The sequence below is a fragment of the Micromonospora sp. CA-244673 genome, assembly GCF_050948395.1.
Lineage (GTDB): Bacteria > Actinomycetota > Actinomycetes > Mycobacteriales > Micromonosporaceae > Micromonospora.
The window spans coordinates 6,457,394-6,472,042 of sequence record NZ_CP192019.1 but is presented as its reverse complement, the minus strand read 5'-3'; the positions used below and the strand labels follow the sequence as shown (position 1 = coordinate 6,472,042).

Genomic DNA, 14,649 nt, shown 5'->3' with positions numbered 1-14,649 from the left:
TGCGACGTGCCCCGCTGTTCCGCGCAACGAAAGGTATCGCCTCCATGCGTCGTCCCCAGCTGGACATCCAGCTGAAGACCCCCGAGCAGATCGAGCTGATGCGGGCCGCCGGTCTGGTGGTCGCCCGCGCGCTGCACCGGATGCGGGAGGCGGTCGCCCCCGGCGTGAGCACCGCCGATCTCGACGCGATCGCCGAGGCCACCATCCGGGAGGCCGGCGCCGTCCCGTCGTTCAAGGGCTACCACGGCTTCCCGGCGTCGATCTGCTCGTCGGTCAACGAGCAGGTGGTGCACGCCATCCCGTCGCCGGAGCAGGTGCTCCGCGAGGGCGACCTCATCTCGATCGACTGCGGCGCGGTGCTCGACGGTTGGCACGGCGACGCGGCCATCACAGTCGGCGTCGGTGAGGTCGAGCCCGCCCTGCTGAAGATGGCCGCGGTCGCCGAGGACGCCATGTGGGCGGGCATCGCGGCCGCCGCCCGGGGCGCGGCGAGCGGCAAGGGCCGGCTCACCGACATCTCCCACGCGGTGGAGACCGCGGTCCGCAAGGGCGGCCGGTACGGCATCGTCGACGGCTACGGCGGGCACGGCATCGGCACGGAGATGCACCAGGATCCGCACGTGCTGAACCACGGACGCCCGGGCAAGGGCCCGCGTCTGGTGCCGGGCCTGGCGCTGGCCATCGAGCCGATGATCACCATGGGTTCCGCGCGCACCGAGGAGCTGGCCGACGGCTGGACCGTGGTGACCCGCGACCGCTCGATGGCGGTGCACGTTGAGCACTCGATGGCGCTGCTCGACGACGGCGTCTGGGTGCTGACCGCCGAGGACGGCGGCCGGGCCCGGCTCGGCGATCTGGTCACGTCCCGCCAGACGGCCGGTTCCCCGGCGGTCTGACCGGTCCGTGCCCGTTTCGGCGCGGCGCGGCGATTTCCGGCCCTACGCGGGCAGCACGGGCCGGGGCGTGGCGCTGCTCGCCGGGGCGTCTCCGGCAGCCGCCCGTCGCCGTAGGCGGGGGGCAGGGGTTACCGGGCGGTGGCACACCGGTGGCATGCTTGCCGTCATGGACGGGCGGAGCGGGATGCGGGCGGCCGACGCCGACCGGGAGGCCACGGCGGAGCGGCTCCGGGTGGCGCTGGAGGAGGGCCGGCTCGGCCTGCACGAGTACGACGAGCGGCTGGGCCGCGCGTACGGGGCGAAGACCTACGCCGACCTGGACGAGGTGGTGGCCGACCTGCCTGGGACGACGCCCGCCCAGCGCGCCGCGGTGGCACCGGCGACGCCGCCCGCCGCGCCCGAGGCCGGCGCCCCGGTGGTGGACAGCGGGCGCGGCAGCGGCCGGCTGCTCGCGATCTGGTCGCCGTGGCTGCGGGTCGCCGCGATTCTCACCGCGATCTGGCTGTTCGCCTCGCTCGGCTCCGGGCACCTCGGGCACTACTGGCCGGTCTGGGCGATCGGCCCGTGGGGCTTCTTCCTGCTGATGCGCACCGTGGGCGGCCACGACCACGGGTGGCGCCCGGCCGAGCGGCGTGTCCGCGCCCGGCGGGACCGGGCCCGGCGGGACCGGCGCCGGCACCGCTGATCCACCGCCGACCGGCTGTGGTCGGCGTCACAGCCGGCCGCCGAGGCGTGCGAATTTCCTCCGTCACGGTGACCGGCCCGGTGGTCGGTTTGGCGACGGCCCGCAGGCGGGCGTACACTTTCAGATCGGCGCACAGCGTCCACTCCGGCATGCCCACCCTGCGCTTCGGTGGGAGTTCGGAGCCGCGGCTGGCTCGGGCTCGGCGATCTCCGCCGGAGCCCGTGTAAGACGTTGTGGGCCGTCCGGAGCAACCGACGTCAGGACAGCGGAGTACATGCCGAAAAAAGACGGAGCCATCGAGATCGAGGGTCGGGTCATCGAGCCCCTGCCGAACGCCATGTTCCGGGTGGAGCTCGCGAACGGCCACAAGGTGCTGGCTCACATCAGCGGCAAGATGCGGCAGCACTACATCCGCATCCTGCCGGAGGACCGGGTCGTCGTCGAGCTCTCGCCGTACGACCTGACCCGCGGGCGCATCGTCTACCGCTACAAGTAAGCCTGACGACGGCCGGGACGTCCCCGTGTCCGTCTTCGACGTCCGGGTCGCGCACCGTCGCGTCTCCGGGCCAGATGGGAAGTAAGGCAACCGTGAAGGTCAAGCCGAGCGTCAAGAGGATCTGCAACAAGTGCCGGGTGATCCGCCGGCACGGCCGGGTCATGGTCATTTGCTCTGACCCGCGCCACAAGCAGCGCCAGGGCTGATCCGTTCCCGCCGACCGTGACGAGCGGCGGCGGAACCGGCCCGGGTGGCAGATCCCGCACACACATCACCAGCTCGTCCCAGCCGCGAGCGGTACGCAGCGCGTACTTCCTCGTGGTTGACCCCCGGTCGGAGGCCGGGGCCCGCTCGGGCAGCGACCGATCCCGGTCGCCGGCGCTGAACGCGCCGGAAGGACAGGGACGGTCGGTAGCGGGGTGGGACGGGTCCACACCTCCGCACAACATCACGAGGAGTACGCCCGCACATGGCACGTCTAGTCGGCGTCGACCTCCCCCGCGACAAGCGGATGGAGATCGCGCTCACCTACATCTTCGGGGTCGGTCGCACCCGCGCCCTGGAGACGCTCGCCGCCACCGGCATCTCGCCGGAGAAGCGCGCTCGGGACCTCACGGACGAGGAGCTCGTGCAGCTCCGCGACCACATCGAGGCCAACTACCAGGTTGAAGGTGACCTTCGCCGCGAGGTCGCCGCAGACATCCGCCGCAAGGTCGAGATCGGCTGCTACGCGGGTATCCGGCACCGCCGGGGCCTGCCCGTCCGTGGCCAGCGGACCAAGACCAACGCGCGGACCCGGAAGGGCCCGAAGCGGACCGTCGCCGGCAAGAAGAAGCCCGGCAAGAAGTAACTAGGAGCGCACAGACTTATGCCACCGAAGGCTCGTGCCGGAGCCGCTGTCAAGAAGGTCCGGCGCAAGGAACGCAAGAACGTCGCCCACGGGCAGGCGCACATCAAGAGCACCTTCAACAACACCATCGTGTCCATCACGGACCCGACCGGTGCCGTCATCTCCTGGGCCTCCTCGGGCCAGGTGGGCTTCAAGGGCTCGCGCAAGTCGACCCCGTTCGCCGCTCAGCTGGCCGCCGAGGCCGCCGCGCGCCGGGCCATGGATCACGGCATGCGCAAGGTCGACGTGTTCGTCAAGGGCCCCGGCTCCGGCCGGGAGACCGCCATCCGTTCGCTGCAGGCCGCCGGGCTGGAGGTCGGGCAGATCTCCGACGTCACCCCGCAGCCGCACAACGGGTGCCGTCCGCCGAAGCGTCGTCGGGTCTGAGAGGTAGAGAGAGATGGCTCGTTACACCGGTGCTGACTGCCGCCGTTGCCGGCGGGAGAAGATGAAGCTGTTCCTCAAGGGCAGCAAGTGCGATGGCCCGAAGTGCCCGTTCGAGTCCCGGCCGTTCCCGCCCGGGCAGCACGGCCGCGGCCGCACCAAGGAGACGGAGTACCTGCTCCAGCTCCGTGAGAAGCAGAAGGCTCGCCGGGTCTACGGCGTGCTGGAGAAGCAGTTCCGCGGTTACTACGAGGAGGCCGTGGGCAAGCAGGCGAAGACCGGTGAGGTCCTCCTGCAGATCCTCGAGTCGCGGCTGGACAACGTGGTCTACCGGGCCGGCTACGCCGGTTCCCGGGACATGGCCCGCCAGCTGGTCAAGCACGGTCACTTCACGGTGAACGGCAAGAAGGTCGACATCCCGTCGTACCGCGTCAAGGAGCACGACATCATCGAGGTCCGGGAGAAGAGCAAGCAGCTCACCCCGTTCGTGGTGGCGCAGGCTCAGGCCGGTTCGCGGTCGGTTCCGGCCTGGCTCGAGGCGATCCCCAGCCAGATGAAGATCCTCGTGCACTCGCTCCCGGCCCGCCAGGTGATCGACACCCAGGTCCAGGAGCAGCTGATCGTCGAGCTCTACTCCAAGTAAGGGCTCGTTGCGGTGGCCCGCCCTCCGGGGCGGGCCACCGGAACAGTTTGTGTCGTGGGCGTCAAATAGCGGGCGCCCCGGAAGAGAAGAGAAAAGATGCTCATCAGCCAGCGACCGTCTCTCTCCGAAGAGTCGATCAACGAGACCCGCTCCCGGTTCACCATCGAGCCGCTGGAGCCGGGCTTCGGCTACACCCTGGGCAACTCGCTGCGGCGCACGCTGCTGTCGTCCATCCCGGGTGCGGCGGTCACCTCGATCAAGATCGACGGTGTCCTGCACGAGTTCACCACCATCCCCGGTGTCAAGGAGGACGTGGTCGAGCTCGTCATGAACATCAAGGAGCTGTGCGTCAGCTCCGAGCACGACGAGCCGGTCAGCATGTACCTGCGCAAGCAGGGCCCGGGCGACGTGACCGCCGGTGACATCCAGCCCCCGGCCGGTGTCTCGGTGCACAACCCGGACCTGAAGCTCGCCACCCTGAACGGCAAGGGCCGGCTCGACATGGAGCTGACCGTCGAGCGGGGTCGCGGCTACGTCACCGCGGCGCAGAACAAGCAGGCGGGCGCCGAGATCGGCCGGATCCCGGTCGACTCGATCTACTCGCCCGTGCTCAAGGTGACCTACCGGGTCGAGGCGACCCGTGTCGAGCAGCGGACCGACTTCGACCGGCTGATCATCGACGTCGAGACCAAGCCGTCGATGGGCCCGCGTACCGCGCTGGCCTCGGCCGGCTCGACGCTGGTGGAGCTGTTCGGGCTCGCCCGGGAGCTGGACGAGACCGCCGAGGGCATCGACATCGGGCCGTCCCCGCAGGACGCCCAGCTGGCGGCCGACCTGGCCCTGCCGATCGAGGAGCTGGACCTGACCGTCCGCTCCTACAACTGCCTCAAGCGCGAGGGCATCAACTCCGTTGGTGAGCTCATCGGGCGTACCGAGGCCGACCTCCTCGACATCCGCAACTTCGGTCAGAAGTCGATCGACGAGGTCAAGATGAAGCTCGCCGGGATGGGCCTGGGGCTGAAGGACTCGGCTCCGAACTTCGACCCGGCGCACGTCGTGGACGCCTTCGGCGAGGCCGACTACGACACCGACGACTACCGCGAGACCGAGCAGCTCTAGTCCGCGCTGCCGCCACACCTGAGGAGCACCAAGCATGCCCACGCCCACCAAGGGCCCCCGCCTCGGCGGCAGCCCCGCGCACGAGCGGCTGATGCTGGCCAACCTGGCCACTGCGCTGTTCCAGCACGGCAAGATCAAGACCACCGAGACGAAGGCCCGGCGGCTGCGTCCGCTGGCCGAGCAGCTCATCACCAAGGCCAAGCGCGGCGACCTCGCCGCGCGGCGCCGGGTGCTGGGCGTCGTCAAGGACAAGGACGTGGTCTACGCCCTGTTCGACCAGATCGCGCCCCGGTACGCCAACCGCAACGGTGGCTACACCCGGATCGTGAAGACCGGTCCGCGCAAGGGTGACGCCGCTCCGATGGCGATCATCGAGCTGGTGGAGGAGCTTCAGGTCGCCGAGCCGAAGGCGAACAAGAAGACCGCCGCCCGCAAGGCCGCGCAGCAGGACAAGGTCGAGGCCCTGGCCCCGGCCGAGGAGACCCCGCGCTCCAGCGAGGCCGCCGACCAGGACGCCGAGGCTCCGGTCTCGGCCTCCGGTGACACCGCCGAGGCCCGCGAGGACAGCGACCTCGCGACCGAGGAGAACGGCAAGGCCTGATCATCGGGCTTGGCCGGGCCCGGCACCCCTCGGGGTGCCGGGCCCGTTCCGTCACAGGAGGTACGAGGTGGACGAGCGGACCCGGCTGCGGCTGGACGTCTCGTACGACGGCACCGATTTCTCCGGCTGGGCCGCCCAGCCCGCCCGGCGCACGGTCGCCGGGGTGCTCATGGAGGCCCTGGACCTGGTCCTCGGCGCGGGCACCGCGACCGGGCTGACCGTGGCCGGCCGCACCGACGCCGGCGTGCACGCCACCGGGCAGGTCTGCCACCTCGACCTGCCGACCGAGGTGTGGCGGCAGCACGACGGCAGGCTGCTGCGCCGGCTGGCCCGGCTGCTCCCGCCCGACGTGCGGGTACGGGCCATGACCGAGGTGCCGGCCGACTTCGACGCGCGCTTCTCGGCCACCTTCCGCCGCTACGAGTACCGGGTGACCGACGCGCCGTGGGGCGCCGAGCCGCTGCGCCGCACCGACACCCTGGCCTGGCCGAAGCCGCTGGACCTGGCGGCGCTGAACGCCGCGGCGGCCGGCCTCGTGGGGGAGCACGACTTCGCCGCGTACTGCCGGCGCAAGGAGAACGCCACCACGCTGCGCGAGGTGACCCGGCTGGACTGGCGGCGCGAGCCGGACGGCATCCTGGTCGCCACGGTGCGGGCCGACGCGTTCTGCCAGAACATGGTCCGCAGCCTGGTCGGCGCCATGCTGGTGGCCGGGGACGGCCGCCGGCCGGTCGAGTGGCCCGCGGGCCTGCTGAGCCGCCGGGAACGCGCCAGCGAGGTGACCGTGGCGCCCGCGCACGGGCTGGCCCTCGTCGAGGTCGGCTACCCGGCCGACCCCGCCGAGTACGCCCGCCGCGCCGACCTCACCCGCCGGCTCCGGGTGCCGGTCGCCGAGGGCTGAGCACAAGGGAACGGCCCGCCGCCCCGGTGTGGGAGTGACGGACCGTGGTGGCCGATCTCAGTTGCGGGTGCCGTCCTGGCCGGCGCTGCCGTCGGTCGGGCCGTCGGTGGGCTGGCTGGCCACCCCGCCGCTGGCCCGGCGCTCCAGCACGCCCCGGTTCAGGTAGACCTCGATCATGTCGTACAGGATGTCCCGGGCCTTCGTGTCGCCGGAGCTGATCCGTTCCCCGTCGGCGCGGGTGACCACGCAGTAGGCGAGGTAGTGGCCGCGGACCTGCCAGCCGACCCGGGCGGCGGCCGTCGCCACCGCCTCGGTGTCCTCGCTCGCCGCCATGCCGCGGAACCGACCCTGCCGTTCGTCCAGCATCGGCCGGATCCGGTCGCGCGCCCGCTGGGCGCTGGCCACGTCGGTCAGGTTGAACAAACCCGCGGTGAGCAGGTGGTCGCCGTCGGGGGAGCGGAGGGTCGCCCGGACCACCTGGTTGCAGCCGAGGCGGACCAGCAGGTCGGCGATCTCGCCGGTGGCCGCGACCGCGCAGCTCGCGCTGGAGTGCGTCTTCAGCACCCGGTACGCCGGTTGCCCGTCGGCCACCACCACCTGCTGGCCGGGGAAGACCTCCTTGGCGGTGAGCGCCGCCTGGTCGGTGTCCCGGGAGTCCAGGTCGTGTCCGTCGGCCGCGGGGGACTGCTCCACCACCGGCTGGCTGCTCTGCTGGCTGGCCGGTGGCGTGGCGGTCCGGTCCTCCAGGAGGGCGGCGACGGCCAGCCCGGTGAGGGCGAGCAGCATCAGCACGGCGGCGCCGCCGATCAGCACCTGCCAGGCCCGGCCGCCGCCGCGCCGGCGTTCGGCGTGGCGGGACCGGGCCAGGTCCAGCGGATCGGTGGTCCGGACGACGGGGTCGGCCGGGGCCGACATTTCGGGTCGGGGCGTCGAAGGGGCCGACATCTCCGGTCGGGGCGCGGCGGCGGGCGTCGGCTGCGGCACCGGTGGTGCGGGCGGCGCCACCGGCGTGGGCTGCGGCACCGGGGCGGGCTCCCGGGGCGGGGCGGGCCGGCTGGGCGCCGGTGCCGGGGCCGGGGGCGGCGGGGCCGGCGCCCGGGCGGCCTCGACCGCCGGGGCGGGCCGGACCGGTGGCGGCAGCGACGGGGTGGGGAAGCGGGACGGCGAGGGACCCGCCGGCGGAGCCGCCACGTCCCCGGGCACGGACGGGTCCGACCCGGGCCGCGGGTACTCCAGGAAGGCGTCCTCATCGGACTCGTACCGATACACCATGTTGGCTACAGTAGGGGCCATTGTCCCTTTCGTGGGTAATATCGGCAAAATCCGGCGGAGTGGCGTTCCGTCCTGCCCGCCGCACCGTCGCGGGCGCCGCTCCCGGGCGGTGCGACAATGCCCGACGTGACCGGCGACCACTACTTCACCGCTGAACCCGCGACCCCCGCCCAGCCGCGCGAGGTCGAGTTCTCCGTCGCCGGGCGCGACTACACCCTCGCCTCCGCCGCCGGCGTCTTCTCCGCCGCCCGGCTGGACCCCGGCACGGCGGTGCTGCTGCGCAAGGCCGAACTGCCGGCGCACGACGCCACCGGCCCGCTCCTCGACATCGGGTGCGGCTTCGGGCCGATCACCTGCGTGCTGGCCGGCACCGCCCCGGCCGCCACCGTCTGGGCGGTCGACGTCAACCAGCGGGCCCGCGACCTCACCGCCGCCAACGCCGCCCGGGTCGGGGCCGCCGACCGGGTCCGGGTGGCCGCGCCGGACGACGTACCCGCCGACCTCGCCTTCACCCAGATCTGGTCCAACCCGCCCATCCACATCGGCAAGCCGGAGCTGCACGAGCTGCTGCGGCGCTGGCTGCCCCGGCTCACCCCGGACGGGGTGGCCTGGCTGGTCGTCGCCCGGCACCTCGGCGGCGACTCGCTGCACCGCTGGCTGGTCGAACAGGGCTGGCAGGTCGAGCGGCACGCCAGCCAGAAGGGCTACCGGGTGCTCCGGGTCACCCGGTAATCGGGTGTCGCCCGCGCCCGCCCCTCGGGCAGGATGCCCGCGTGGGATACGTGGACGTGGCAGGTGTCGGGCACATCCTCCCGGACGGCCGGGAACTCTTCGCCGAGGTGTCGTTCCGGGTCGGTGAGGGCGCCAAGGTGGCCCTCGTCGGCCCCAACGGCGCCGGCAAGACCACCCTGCTGCGCATGGTCGCCGGCGACCTGCCGGTGAAGACCGGCGCCGTCGCCCGCTCCGGCGGGCTCGGCGTGATGCGGCAGTTCATCGGCATGATCGGCGACGAGTCGACCCTCGCCGACCTGGCGCTGTCGCTCGCCCCGCCCGCGCTGCGCGACGCCGGTCGCCGCCTCGCCGACACCGAGGCGGCCATGCGGGCGGCCGAGGTCCGCGGCAAGTACAGCAGCGCCGCCGGCAAGGCCCAGCTCGCGTACGCGGACGCGCTGGCCGCCTGGGGCGAGACCGGCGGGTACGACGCCGAGGTGCTCTTCGACACCGTCGCCACCATCGTCCTCGACCTGCCGTGGGACGCCGCCCGGGAGCGCCCGGTGCGGACCCTCTCCGGCGGCCAGCAGAAGCGGTTCGCCCTGGAACTGCTGCTCCGCGGCCCGGACGAGGTGCTCCTTCTCGACGAGCCCGACAACTTCCTCGACGTGCCCGGCAAGCGCTGGCTGGAGGCCCGGCTGCGCGAGTCCGGCAAGTCCGTGCTCTACGTCTCGCACGACCGGGAGCTGCTCGCCCAGACCGCCGACCGGGTGGTCGCCGTCGAGGGCGGCAGCGCGTGGGTGCACCCCGGCGGCTTCGCCAGCTGGCACGAGGCCCGGGTGGCCCGGCACGCCCGCCTCGACGAGCTGCGCCGCCGCTGGGACGAGGAGCACCAGAAGCTGCGCGAGCTGGTGCTCATGTACAAGCAGAAGGCCGCGTACAACGACGGGATGGCCTCCCGCTACCAGGCCGCGCAGACCCGGCTGCGCAAGTTCGAGGAGGCCGGGCCCCCGCCCGTACCCCCGAAGGAGCAGGACATCCGGATGCGCCTGACCGGCGGGCGGACCGGCAAGCGGGCGGTGATCGCCGAGCAGCTCGAACTGGACGGCCTGACCTACCCCTTCGACCTGGAACTCTGGTACGGCGACCGGCTCGCGGTGCTCGGCGCGAACGGGACCGGGAAGTCGCACTTCCTGCGCCTGCTGGCCCGCGGCGGCACCGACCCCGACCCGGCCAACACCCCGGTCGACGGCGCGGCGGCGCTCACCCCCGTCGCGCACGGCGGCCAGGTACGCCTCGGCGCCCGGGTCCGGCCCGGCCACTTCTCCCAGACCCACGACCGGCCCGAGCTGATGGCGAAGACGCTTGTCGACATCCTGTGGCGGGGCGACGAACACCGGGCCGGCATGGACCGGCACGCCGCCATGGCGGCGCTGTCCCGGTACGAGCTGGCCGGGCAGGGCGACCAGCGGTTCGGCACCCTGTCCGGCGGCCAGCAGGCACGCTTCCTCGTGCTGCTGCTGGAGCTGTCCGGGGCGACCCTGCTGCTGCTCGACGAGCCGACCGACAACCTCGACCTGGCCTCCGCCGAGGCCCTCGAAGCGGGCCTGGACGCGTTCGCCGGGACGGTCGTCGCGGTCACCCACGACCGGTGGTTCACCCGCTCGTTCGACCGGTTCGTGCTGTTCCGCGGCGACGGCGAGGTGGTGGAGACCCCGGAGCCGGTCTGGGACGTCAGGTGACGCCGGGCGCGGCGGCATAGGGTGGATCTCGTGACTGAGATGACCTACCGCCGGCTCGGCGACTCCGGACTCGTGGTGTCCGTCGTCGGCATCGGCTGCAACAACTTCGGCCGCAAGCTCGACCTCGACGGCACCCGCGCCGTCGTCGACGCTGCGCTCGACGCCGGAATCAACTTCTTCGACACCGCCGACATCTACGGTGAGCCGCAGGGCGGCTCCGAGGAACTCCTCGGGCAGGCGCTCAAGGGGCGCCGGGACGACGTGGTGGTCGCCACCAAGTTCGGCATGGACATGCACGGGCTCAACGGGCCGGACCACGGCGCCCGGGGCGCCCGCCGCTACATCGCCCGGGCGGTCGAGGCCTCGCTGCGCCGCCTCGACACCGACCACATCGACCTCTACCAGATGCACGAGCCCGACCCGGGCACCCCGATCGACGAGACCCTCGCCGCGCTGGACGACCTGGTCACCGCCGGCAAGGTGCGCTACCTCGGCAACTCGAACTTCGCCGGCTGGCAGATCGCCGACGCCGACTGGACCGCCTCCTCCCAGGGCCGCACGCGTTTCATCTCCGCGCAGAACCACTACTCGCTGCTGGAACGGTCCGTCGAGGCCGAGGTGATCCCGGCGTGCGAGCGGTTCGGCCTCGGCATGCTGCCGTTCTTCCCGCTGGCCAACGGCCTGCTCACCGGCAAGTACAAGCGGGACGAGACCCCGCCCGCCGGCAGCCGGCTCTCCGGCGGCGGCCGGTACGCCGAGCGCCTCGCCGCCGCCGACTGGGACACCATCGAGGCCATCGAGGCGTACGCGGCCGAGCGCGGGATCAGCATGCTCCAGGTGGCCATCGGCGGGCTCGCCGCCCGCCCGGCCGTGACCTCGGTGATCGCCGGCGCCACCACGCCCGAGCAGGTACGCGCCAACGCCGAGGCGGGCACCTGGCAGCCCACCGACGAGGACCTCGACACCCTCGACGCGATCCTCTGACCGACCCGCTCGCTGCCCCGGCCCGCCTGCCCGGCCGCCGGGGCAGCATGCTGTCCGCGCCGCGCCGCGCCGCGCCGTCCGCCCCCGGCAGGCGTAACGCCACGGCGTCGCACCACATGCGATGGTCGTCCGGGCGGTGGCCGTCGCGGTGCACGTACACGTCGGGCAGGAGGCGGCACCAGGCTGGGCCCTGCAGCATCGCCCAGGTCAGGAGGCCCTCGGCGACTGCGGCGCTGCCTCGGAACGGTAGGAAGGCCAGCCGGCGGGGAACGTGGGCGGACGAGGGCATCCCGACAGCATGACGTGACCGGGAGATCACGTGCTGTCTCCGTCCTCCACTCGGGACGGTCGGTGGGAAATTCCCCACGTGCCCCTTGGCGGATGCGCGCGCACGTCGTACGGTAGGCCCGCAAGTGACCCACGGGAGCCCGGTGCCACCGGGCTGAGAGGGGGGCTGGAAGCCCCCGACCGTCGAACCTGATCCGGGTAATGCCGGCGCAGGGAGGAGAGTTGCCGTGCCGTCCCTGGGACGACTGCATCTGATCACCGACACCCGGCCGGGGCGGGACCCGCTCGCCGTGCTGCGTGCCGCCCTGCCGGTGGCCCGCGCCGAGCTGGTCGTCCAGGTCCGGGTCGAAGACGACGCCAGCGACCGGGAGGCGTACGAGCTGGCCCGGCGGGTGGTCGGCCTGTGCCGGCCGTACGGGGCGACGTGCCTGGTCAACGACCGGCTGCATGTGGCGCTGGCGGTCGACGCCGACGGCGGGCACGTCGGCGCGGAGGACCTGCCCGTAGCGGCCGCCCGCCGGGTGCTCGGCGCCGGCGCCGTGCTCGGCGCGACCGCACGGGAGCCGGGCGGCGCCGTCGCGGCGGTCGCCGCCGGGGCGAGCTACCTGGGCGTGGGCCCCTGCCACGCCACCACCACCAAGTCGGGCCTCCCCGATCCGATCGGCCCCGCCGGGCTGCGCGCGGTGGCCGGTGCCGTGGACGTGCCGGTGATCGCGATCGGCGGGGTGACCGCCGCGTCGGTGCCGGCGCTGCGAGCCGCTGGGGCGTACGGGGTGGCGGTGGTGGGTGCGCTGTCCGCCAGCCCCGATCCCGCCCGCACGACCGCCGAGCTGATCGCGGCGCTGACGTGCTGACCCGACCGGACGTCGCCATCGTGGGGGCGGGACCGGTCGGGCTGGCGATCGCGTGGCGGTGCGCCTCCCGCGGGCTGCGCGTGACCGTCCACGATCCCGCTCCCGGCTCCGGGGCCTCGCACGTCGCCGCCGGGATGCTCTCCCCGGTCGCCGAGGCCTACTTCGGCGAGCACGAGCTGACCGGCCTGCTCGCCGAGTCCGCCGCCCGCTGGCCCGGCTTCGCCGCCGACCTGGCCGAGGCGGCCGGCGCCGACGTCGGGTACCGGGCCGACGGCACCCTGGTGGTCGGGCTCACCGCGGACGACCTGGCCGAGGCGCGGCGGCTCTGGTCGTACCAGCGGGGGTTGGGACTGCCGATCACGCCGCTGCGCCCCTCGGAGCTGCGCGACCGCGAGCCGGCGCTGGCCCCGCGGGTGCGCGGCGGCGCGGTCGCCCCCGGCGACCACCAGGTCGACCCGCGCCGGCTGGTCCCCGCGCTGCGGGCGGCGGCCGGGCGGGCCGGCGCGGTGCTGAACCCGGCCCGGGTCGGCGCGCTGTCCGAGGTGGACGCCAAGGTCACCGTGGTGGCGGCCGGCTGCGGCGCCGCCGCGCTGACCGGGCTGCCGGTCCGGCCGGTCAAGGGCCAGGTGCTCCGGCTCCGCGCGCCCGGTCGCGGCGCGCCGGACTTCCGGCACGTGATCCGGGGGTACGCCGACGGCGAGTCGATCTATCTGGTGCCCCGGGACAGCGGCGAGGTGGTGGTCGGGGCGACCGTCGAGGAGCGCGCCGACACCGAGGTGACCGCCGGGGCGGTGCTCCGGCTGCTCCGCGCCGCCGTGGACCTGGTGCCGGAGCTGGCCGAGTACGACCTGGTCGAGGCGACCGCGGGGCTGCGCCCCGGCACCCCGGACAACGCGCCGATCATCGGGCGGCTGCCCGGCCGGCCCGGCGTGCTCGTCGCCACCGGGCACCACCGGCACGGCATCGTCCTCACCCCGGTCACCGCCGACCTGGTCACCGAGTGGATCGTCACCGGCGAGCCGGATCCGCTGCTCGCCCCCTTCACCCCGGACCGGTTCGGGAAGGAGCCCAGGTGGAACTGATCGTCAACGGCGCGGGACGGGAGCTGCCCGGCGGCTCGACCGTCGCCGACGTGGTCCGCGCGGTCACCGCCCAGGAGCGCGGCCTCGCGGTCGCGGTGAACGGCGAGGTGGTGCCGCGCGGCGGCTGGTCGGCGACCGTGCTGCGCGCCGGCGACCGGGTCGAGGTGCTCAGCGCCGCCCAGGGCGGGTGAGCCGGATGTCCTTCGAGATCGGCGGGGTCGGCTTCGGCTCCCGGCTCATCCTCGGCACCGGCGGCGCGGCCAACCTGCACGTGCTGGAGCAGGCCATCCGCGCCTCCGGCACCGAACTGGTCACCCTGGCGCTGCGCCGGGTGGACACCGCACCGGCCGCCGCCGGCGGCCTGCTCGACCTGCTGGACCGGTGCGGGGTACGGCTGCTGCCGAACACGGCGGGCTGCTACACCGCGTCCGAGGCGGTGAAGGTGGCCCAGCTGGCCCGGGAGGCGTTCGACACCGACTGGGTGAAGCTGGAGGTGATCGGCGACGAGCGCACGCTGCTGCCCGACGGGGTGGAGCTGCTGCGCGCCGCCGAGGAACTGGTGGCCGACGGGTTCACCGTGCTGCCGTACACGTCAGACGACCCGATCCTGGCCCGGCGGCTGGCCGACGTGGGCTGTGCGGCCGTGATGCCGGCCGGCGCGCCGATCGGCTCCGGGCTGGGGGTGACCAACCCGCACCACATCCGGCTGATCCGGCAGGGCGTGGACGTGCCGGTGATCCTCGACGCGGGGATCGGCACCGCGTCCGACGCCGCGCTCGCCATGGAGCTGGGCTGCGACGCCGTGCTGCTGGCCAGCGCGGTCACCCGGGCCGCCGACCCGGTGGCGATGGCCACCGCCATGCGGCACGCGGTCGAGGCCGGGCGGCTGGCGTACGGGGCCGGCCGGATCGCCCGCCGCTTCCACGCCCTCGCCTCCACCCCCGACGAGGGAAGGCCCGAGCTGTGACGGCGGGCTCCCCGGTCGATCTCAGCACGAGAACGCCGGCCGAAGCGCCGCCCAGCACCGGGATCGCGGTCTGCTCCGCAGCTCTTGGCGCGGAATGGCCCGTGGAGGGGCCGGAACCTTGCACGATCTCCGGCA

Annotated in this window: 18 protein-coding genes and 1 riboswitch; of the genes, 17 read left to right on the top strand and 1 reads right to left on the bottom strand. The window is 73.7% G+C overall.

What is annotated here, in order from left to right; all coding sequences use genetic code 11:
* The first annotated feature begins 44 nt into the window (after positions 1 to 44).
* The 10 genes from map to truA all read left to right on the top strand — a co-directional run bounded on the left by map (position 45) and on the right by truA (position 6,614).
* A complete protein-coding gene (gene map, locus ACQP12_RS29670) occupies positions 45 to 896 on the top strand; it encodes a type I methionyl aminopeptidase (RefSeq protein WP_357938777.1) in 852 nt (283 codons plus the stop codon).
* A 166-nt stretch (positions 897 to 1,062) separates the two neighbouring features.
* Positions 1,063 to 1,581, top strand: coding sequence for a DUF1707 SHOCT-like domain-containing protein (locus ACQP12_RS29665; RefSeq protein ID WP_357938775.1), 519 nt, complete (start codon positions 1,063 to 1,065; stop codon positions 1,579 to 1,581).
* Between the two features lie 274 nt (positions 1,582 to 1,855).
* Positions 1,856 to 2,077, top strand: coding sequence for a translation initiation factor IF-1 (gene infA / locus ACQP12_RS29660; protein WP_007073013.1), 222 nt, complete (start codon positions 1,856 to 1,858; stop codon positions 2,075 to 2,077).
* 92 nt (positions 2,078 to 2,169) lie between these two features.
* A complete protein-coding gene (gene rpmJ, locus ACQP12_RS29655; RefSeq protein WP_043965539.1) occupies positions 2,170 to 2,283 on the top strand; it encodes a 50S ribosomal protein L36 in 114 nt (37 codons plus the stop codon).
* A 263-nt stretch (positions 2,284 to 2,546) separates the two neighbouring features.
* Positions 2,547 to 2,927 (top strand): 30S ribosomal protein S13, encoded by a 381-nt coding sequence (gene rpsM / locus ACQP12_RS29650; protein ID WP_154228713.1) that lies wholly within the window; start codon positions 2,547 to 2,549, stop codon positions 2,925 to 2,927.
* An 18-nt stretch (positions 2,928 to 2,945) separates the two neighbouring features.
* Positions 2,946 to 3,353 (top strand): 30S ribosomal protein S11, encoded by a 408-nt coding sequence (gene rpsK, locus ACQP12_RS29645; RefSeq protein WP_148430066.1) that lies wholly within the window; start codon positions 2,946 to 2,948, stop codon positions 3,351 to 3,353.
* Positions 3,354 to 3,366: 13 nt separating this feature from the next.
* Positions 3,367 to 3,993, top strand: a complete 627-nt coding sequence (rpsD, locus tag ACQP12_RS29640) for a 30S ribosomal protein S4 (protein ID WP_262283046.1) — start codon at positions 3,367 to 3,369, stop codon at positions 3,991 to 3,993.
* Positions 3,994 to 4,089: 96 nt separating this feature from the next.
* Positions 4,090 to 5,112, top strand: a complete 1,023-nt coding sequence (locus tag ACQP12_RS29635; protein ID WP_007073009.1) for a DNA-directed RNA polymerase subunit alpha — start codon at positions 4,090 to 4,092, stop codon at positions 5,110 to 5,112.
* Between the two features lie 34 nt (positions 5,113 to 5,146).
* Positions 5,147 to 5,713, top strand: coding sequence for a 50S ribosomal protein L17 (gene rplQ, locus ACQP12_RS29630; RefSeq protein WP_357938773.1), 567 nt, complete (start codon positions 5,147 to 5,149; stop codon positions 5,711 to 5,713).
* A 67-nt stretch (positions 5,714 to 5,780) separates the two neighbouring features.
* Entirely contained in the window at positions 5,781 to 6,614 is an 834-nt protein-coding gene (truA, locus tag ACQP12_RS29625; RefSeq protein ID WP_433283439.1) for a tRNA pseudouridine(38-40) synthase TruA, read from the top strand.
* 57 nt (positions 6,615 to 6,671) lie between these two features.
* On the opposite strand, the gene ACQP12_RS29620 is transcribed toward truA, so the two are convergent.
* Positions 6,672 to 7,886 (bottom strand): hypothetical protein, encoded by a 1,215-nt coding sequence (locus tag ACQP12_RS29620; protein WP_433283438.1) that lies wholly within the window; start codon positions 7,884 to 7,886, stop codon positions 6,672 to 6,674.
* A 126-nt stretch (positions 7,887 to 8,012) separates the two neighbouring features.
* Between ACQP12_RS29620 and ACQP12_RS29615 the strand changes: the two genes are divergently transcribed.
* From ACQP12_RS29615 to ACQP12_RS29585, 7 genes are all read left to right on the top strand, one after another.
* On the top strand, positions 8,013 to 8,618 hold the full coding sequence (locus tag ACQP12_RS29615; RefSeq protein WP_357939099.1) for a class I SAM-dependent methyltransferase: 606 nt from the start codon (positions 8,013 to 8,015) through the stop codon (positions 8,616 to 8,618).
* Positions 8,619 to 8,659: 41 nt separating this feature from the next.
* Positions 8,660 to 10,339, top strand: a complete 1,680-nt coding sequence (locus ACQP12_RS29610) for an ABC-F family ATP-binding cassette domain-containing protein (RefSeq protein ID WP_433283437.1) — start codon at positions 8,660 to 8,662, stop codon at positions 10,337 to 10,339.
* Between the two features lie 21 nt (positions 10,340 to 10,360).
* Positions 10,361 to 11,323 carry an aldo/keto reductase gene (locus ACQP12_RS29605; protein ID WP_433283436.1) on the top strand — a complete coding sequence of 321 codons (963 nt, stop codon included), beginning with the start codon at positions 10,361 to 10,363 and terminating at the stop codon, positions 11,321 to 11,323.
* Positions 11,324 to 11,733: 410 nt separating this feature from the next.
* Positions 11,734 to 11,844, top strand: a riboswitch (TPP riboswitch).
* Positions 11,839 to 12,465, top strand: a complete 627-nt coding sequence (gene thiE, locus ACQP12_RS29600; RefSeq protein WP_433283435.1) for a thiamine phosphate synthase — start codon at positions 11,839 to 11,841, stop codon at positions 12,463 to 12,465. Its footprint overlaps the riboswitch before it by 6 nt.
* Positions 12,459 to 13,547, top strand: a complete 1,089-nt coding sequence (gene thiO, locus ACQP12_RS29595; protein WP_433283434.1) for a glycine oxidase ThiO — start codon at positions 12,459 to 12,461, stop codon at positions 13,545 to 13,547. The genes thiE and thiO overlap by 7 nt, the downstream gene beginning before the upstream one ends.
* A complete protein-coding gene (gene thiS, locus ACQP12_RS29590; RefSeq protein ID WP_433283433.1) occupies positions 13,538 to 13,738 on the top strand; it encodes a sulfur carrier protein ThiS in 201 nt (66 codons plus the stop codon). The genes thiO and thiS overlap by 10 nt, the downstream gene beginning before the upstream one ends.
* Positions 13,735 to 14,514 (top strand): thiazole synthase, encoded by a 780-nt coding sequence (locus ACQP12_RS29585; RefSeq protein WP_433283432.1) that lies wholly within the window; start codon positions 13,735 to 13,737, stop codon positions 14,512 to 14,514. Before thiS ends, ACQP12_RS29585 begins: the two co-directional genes overlap by 4 nt.
* Positions 14,515 to 14,649: the final 135 nt, after the last annotated feature.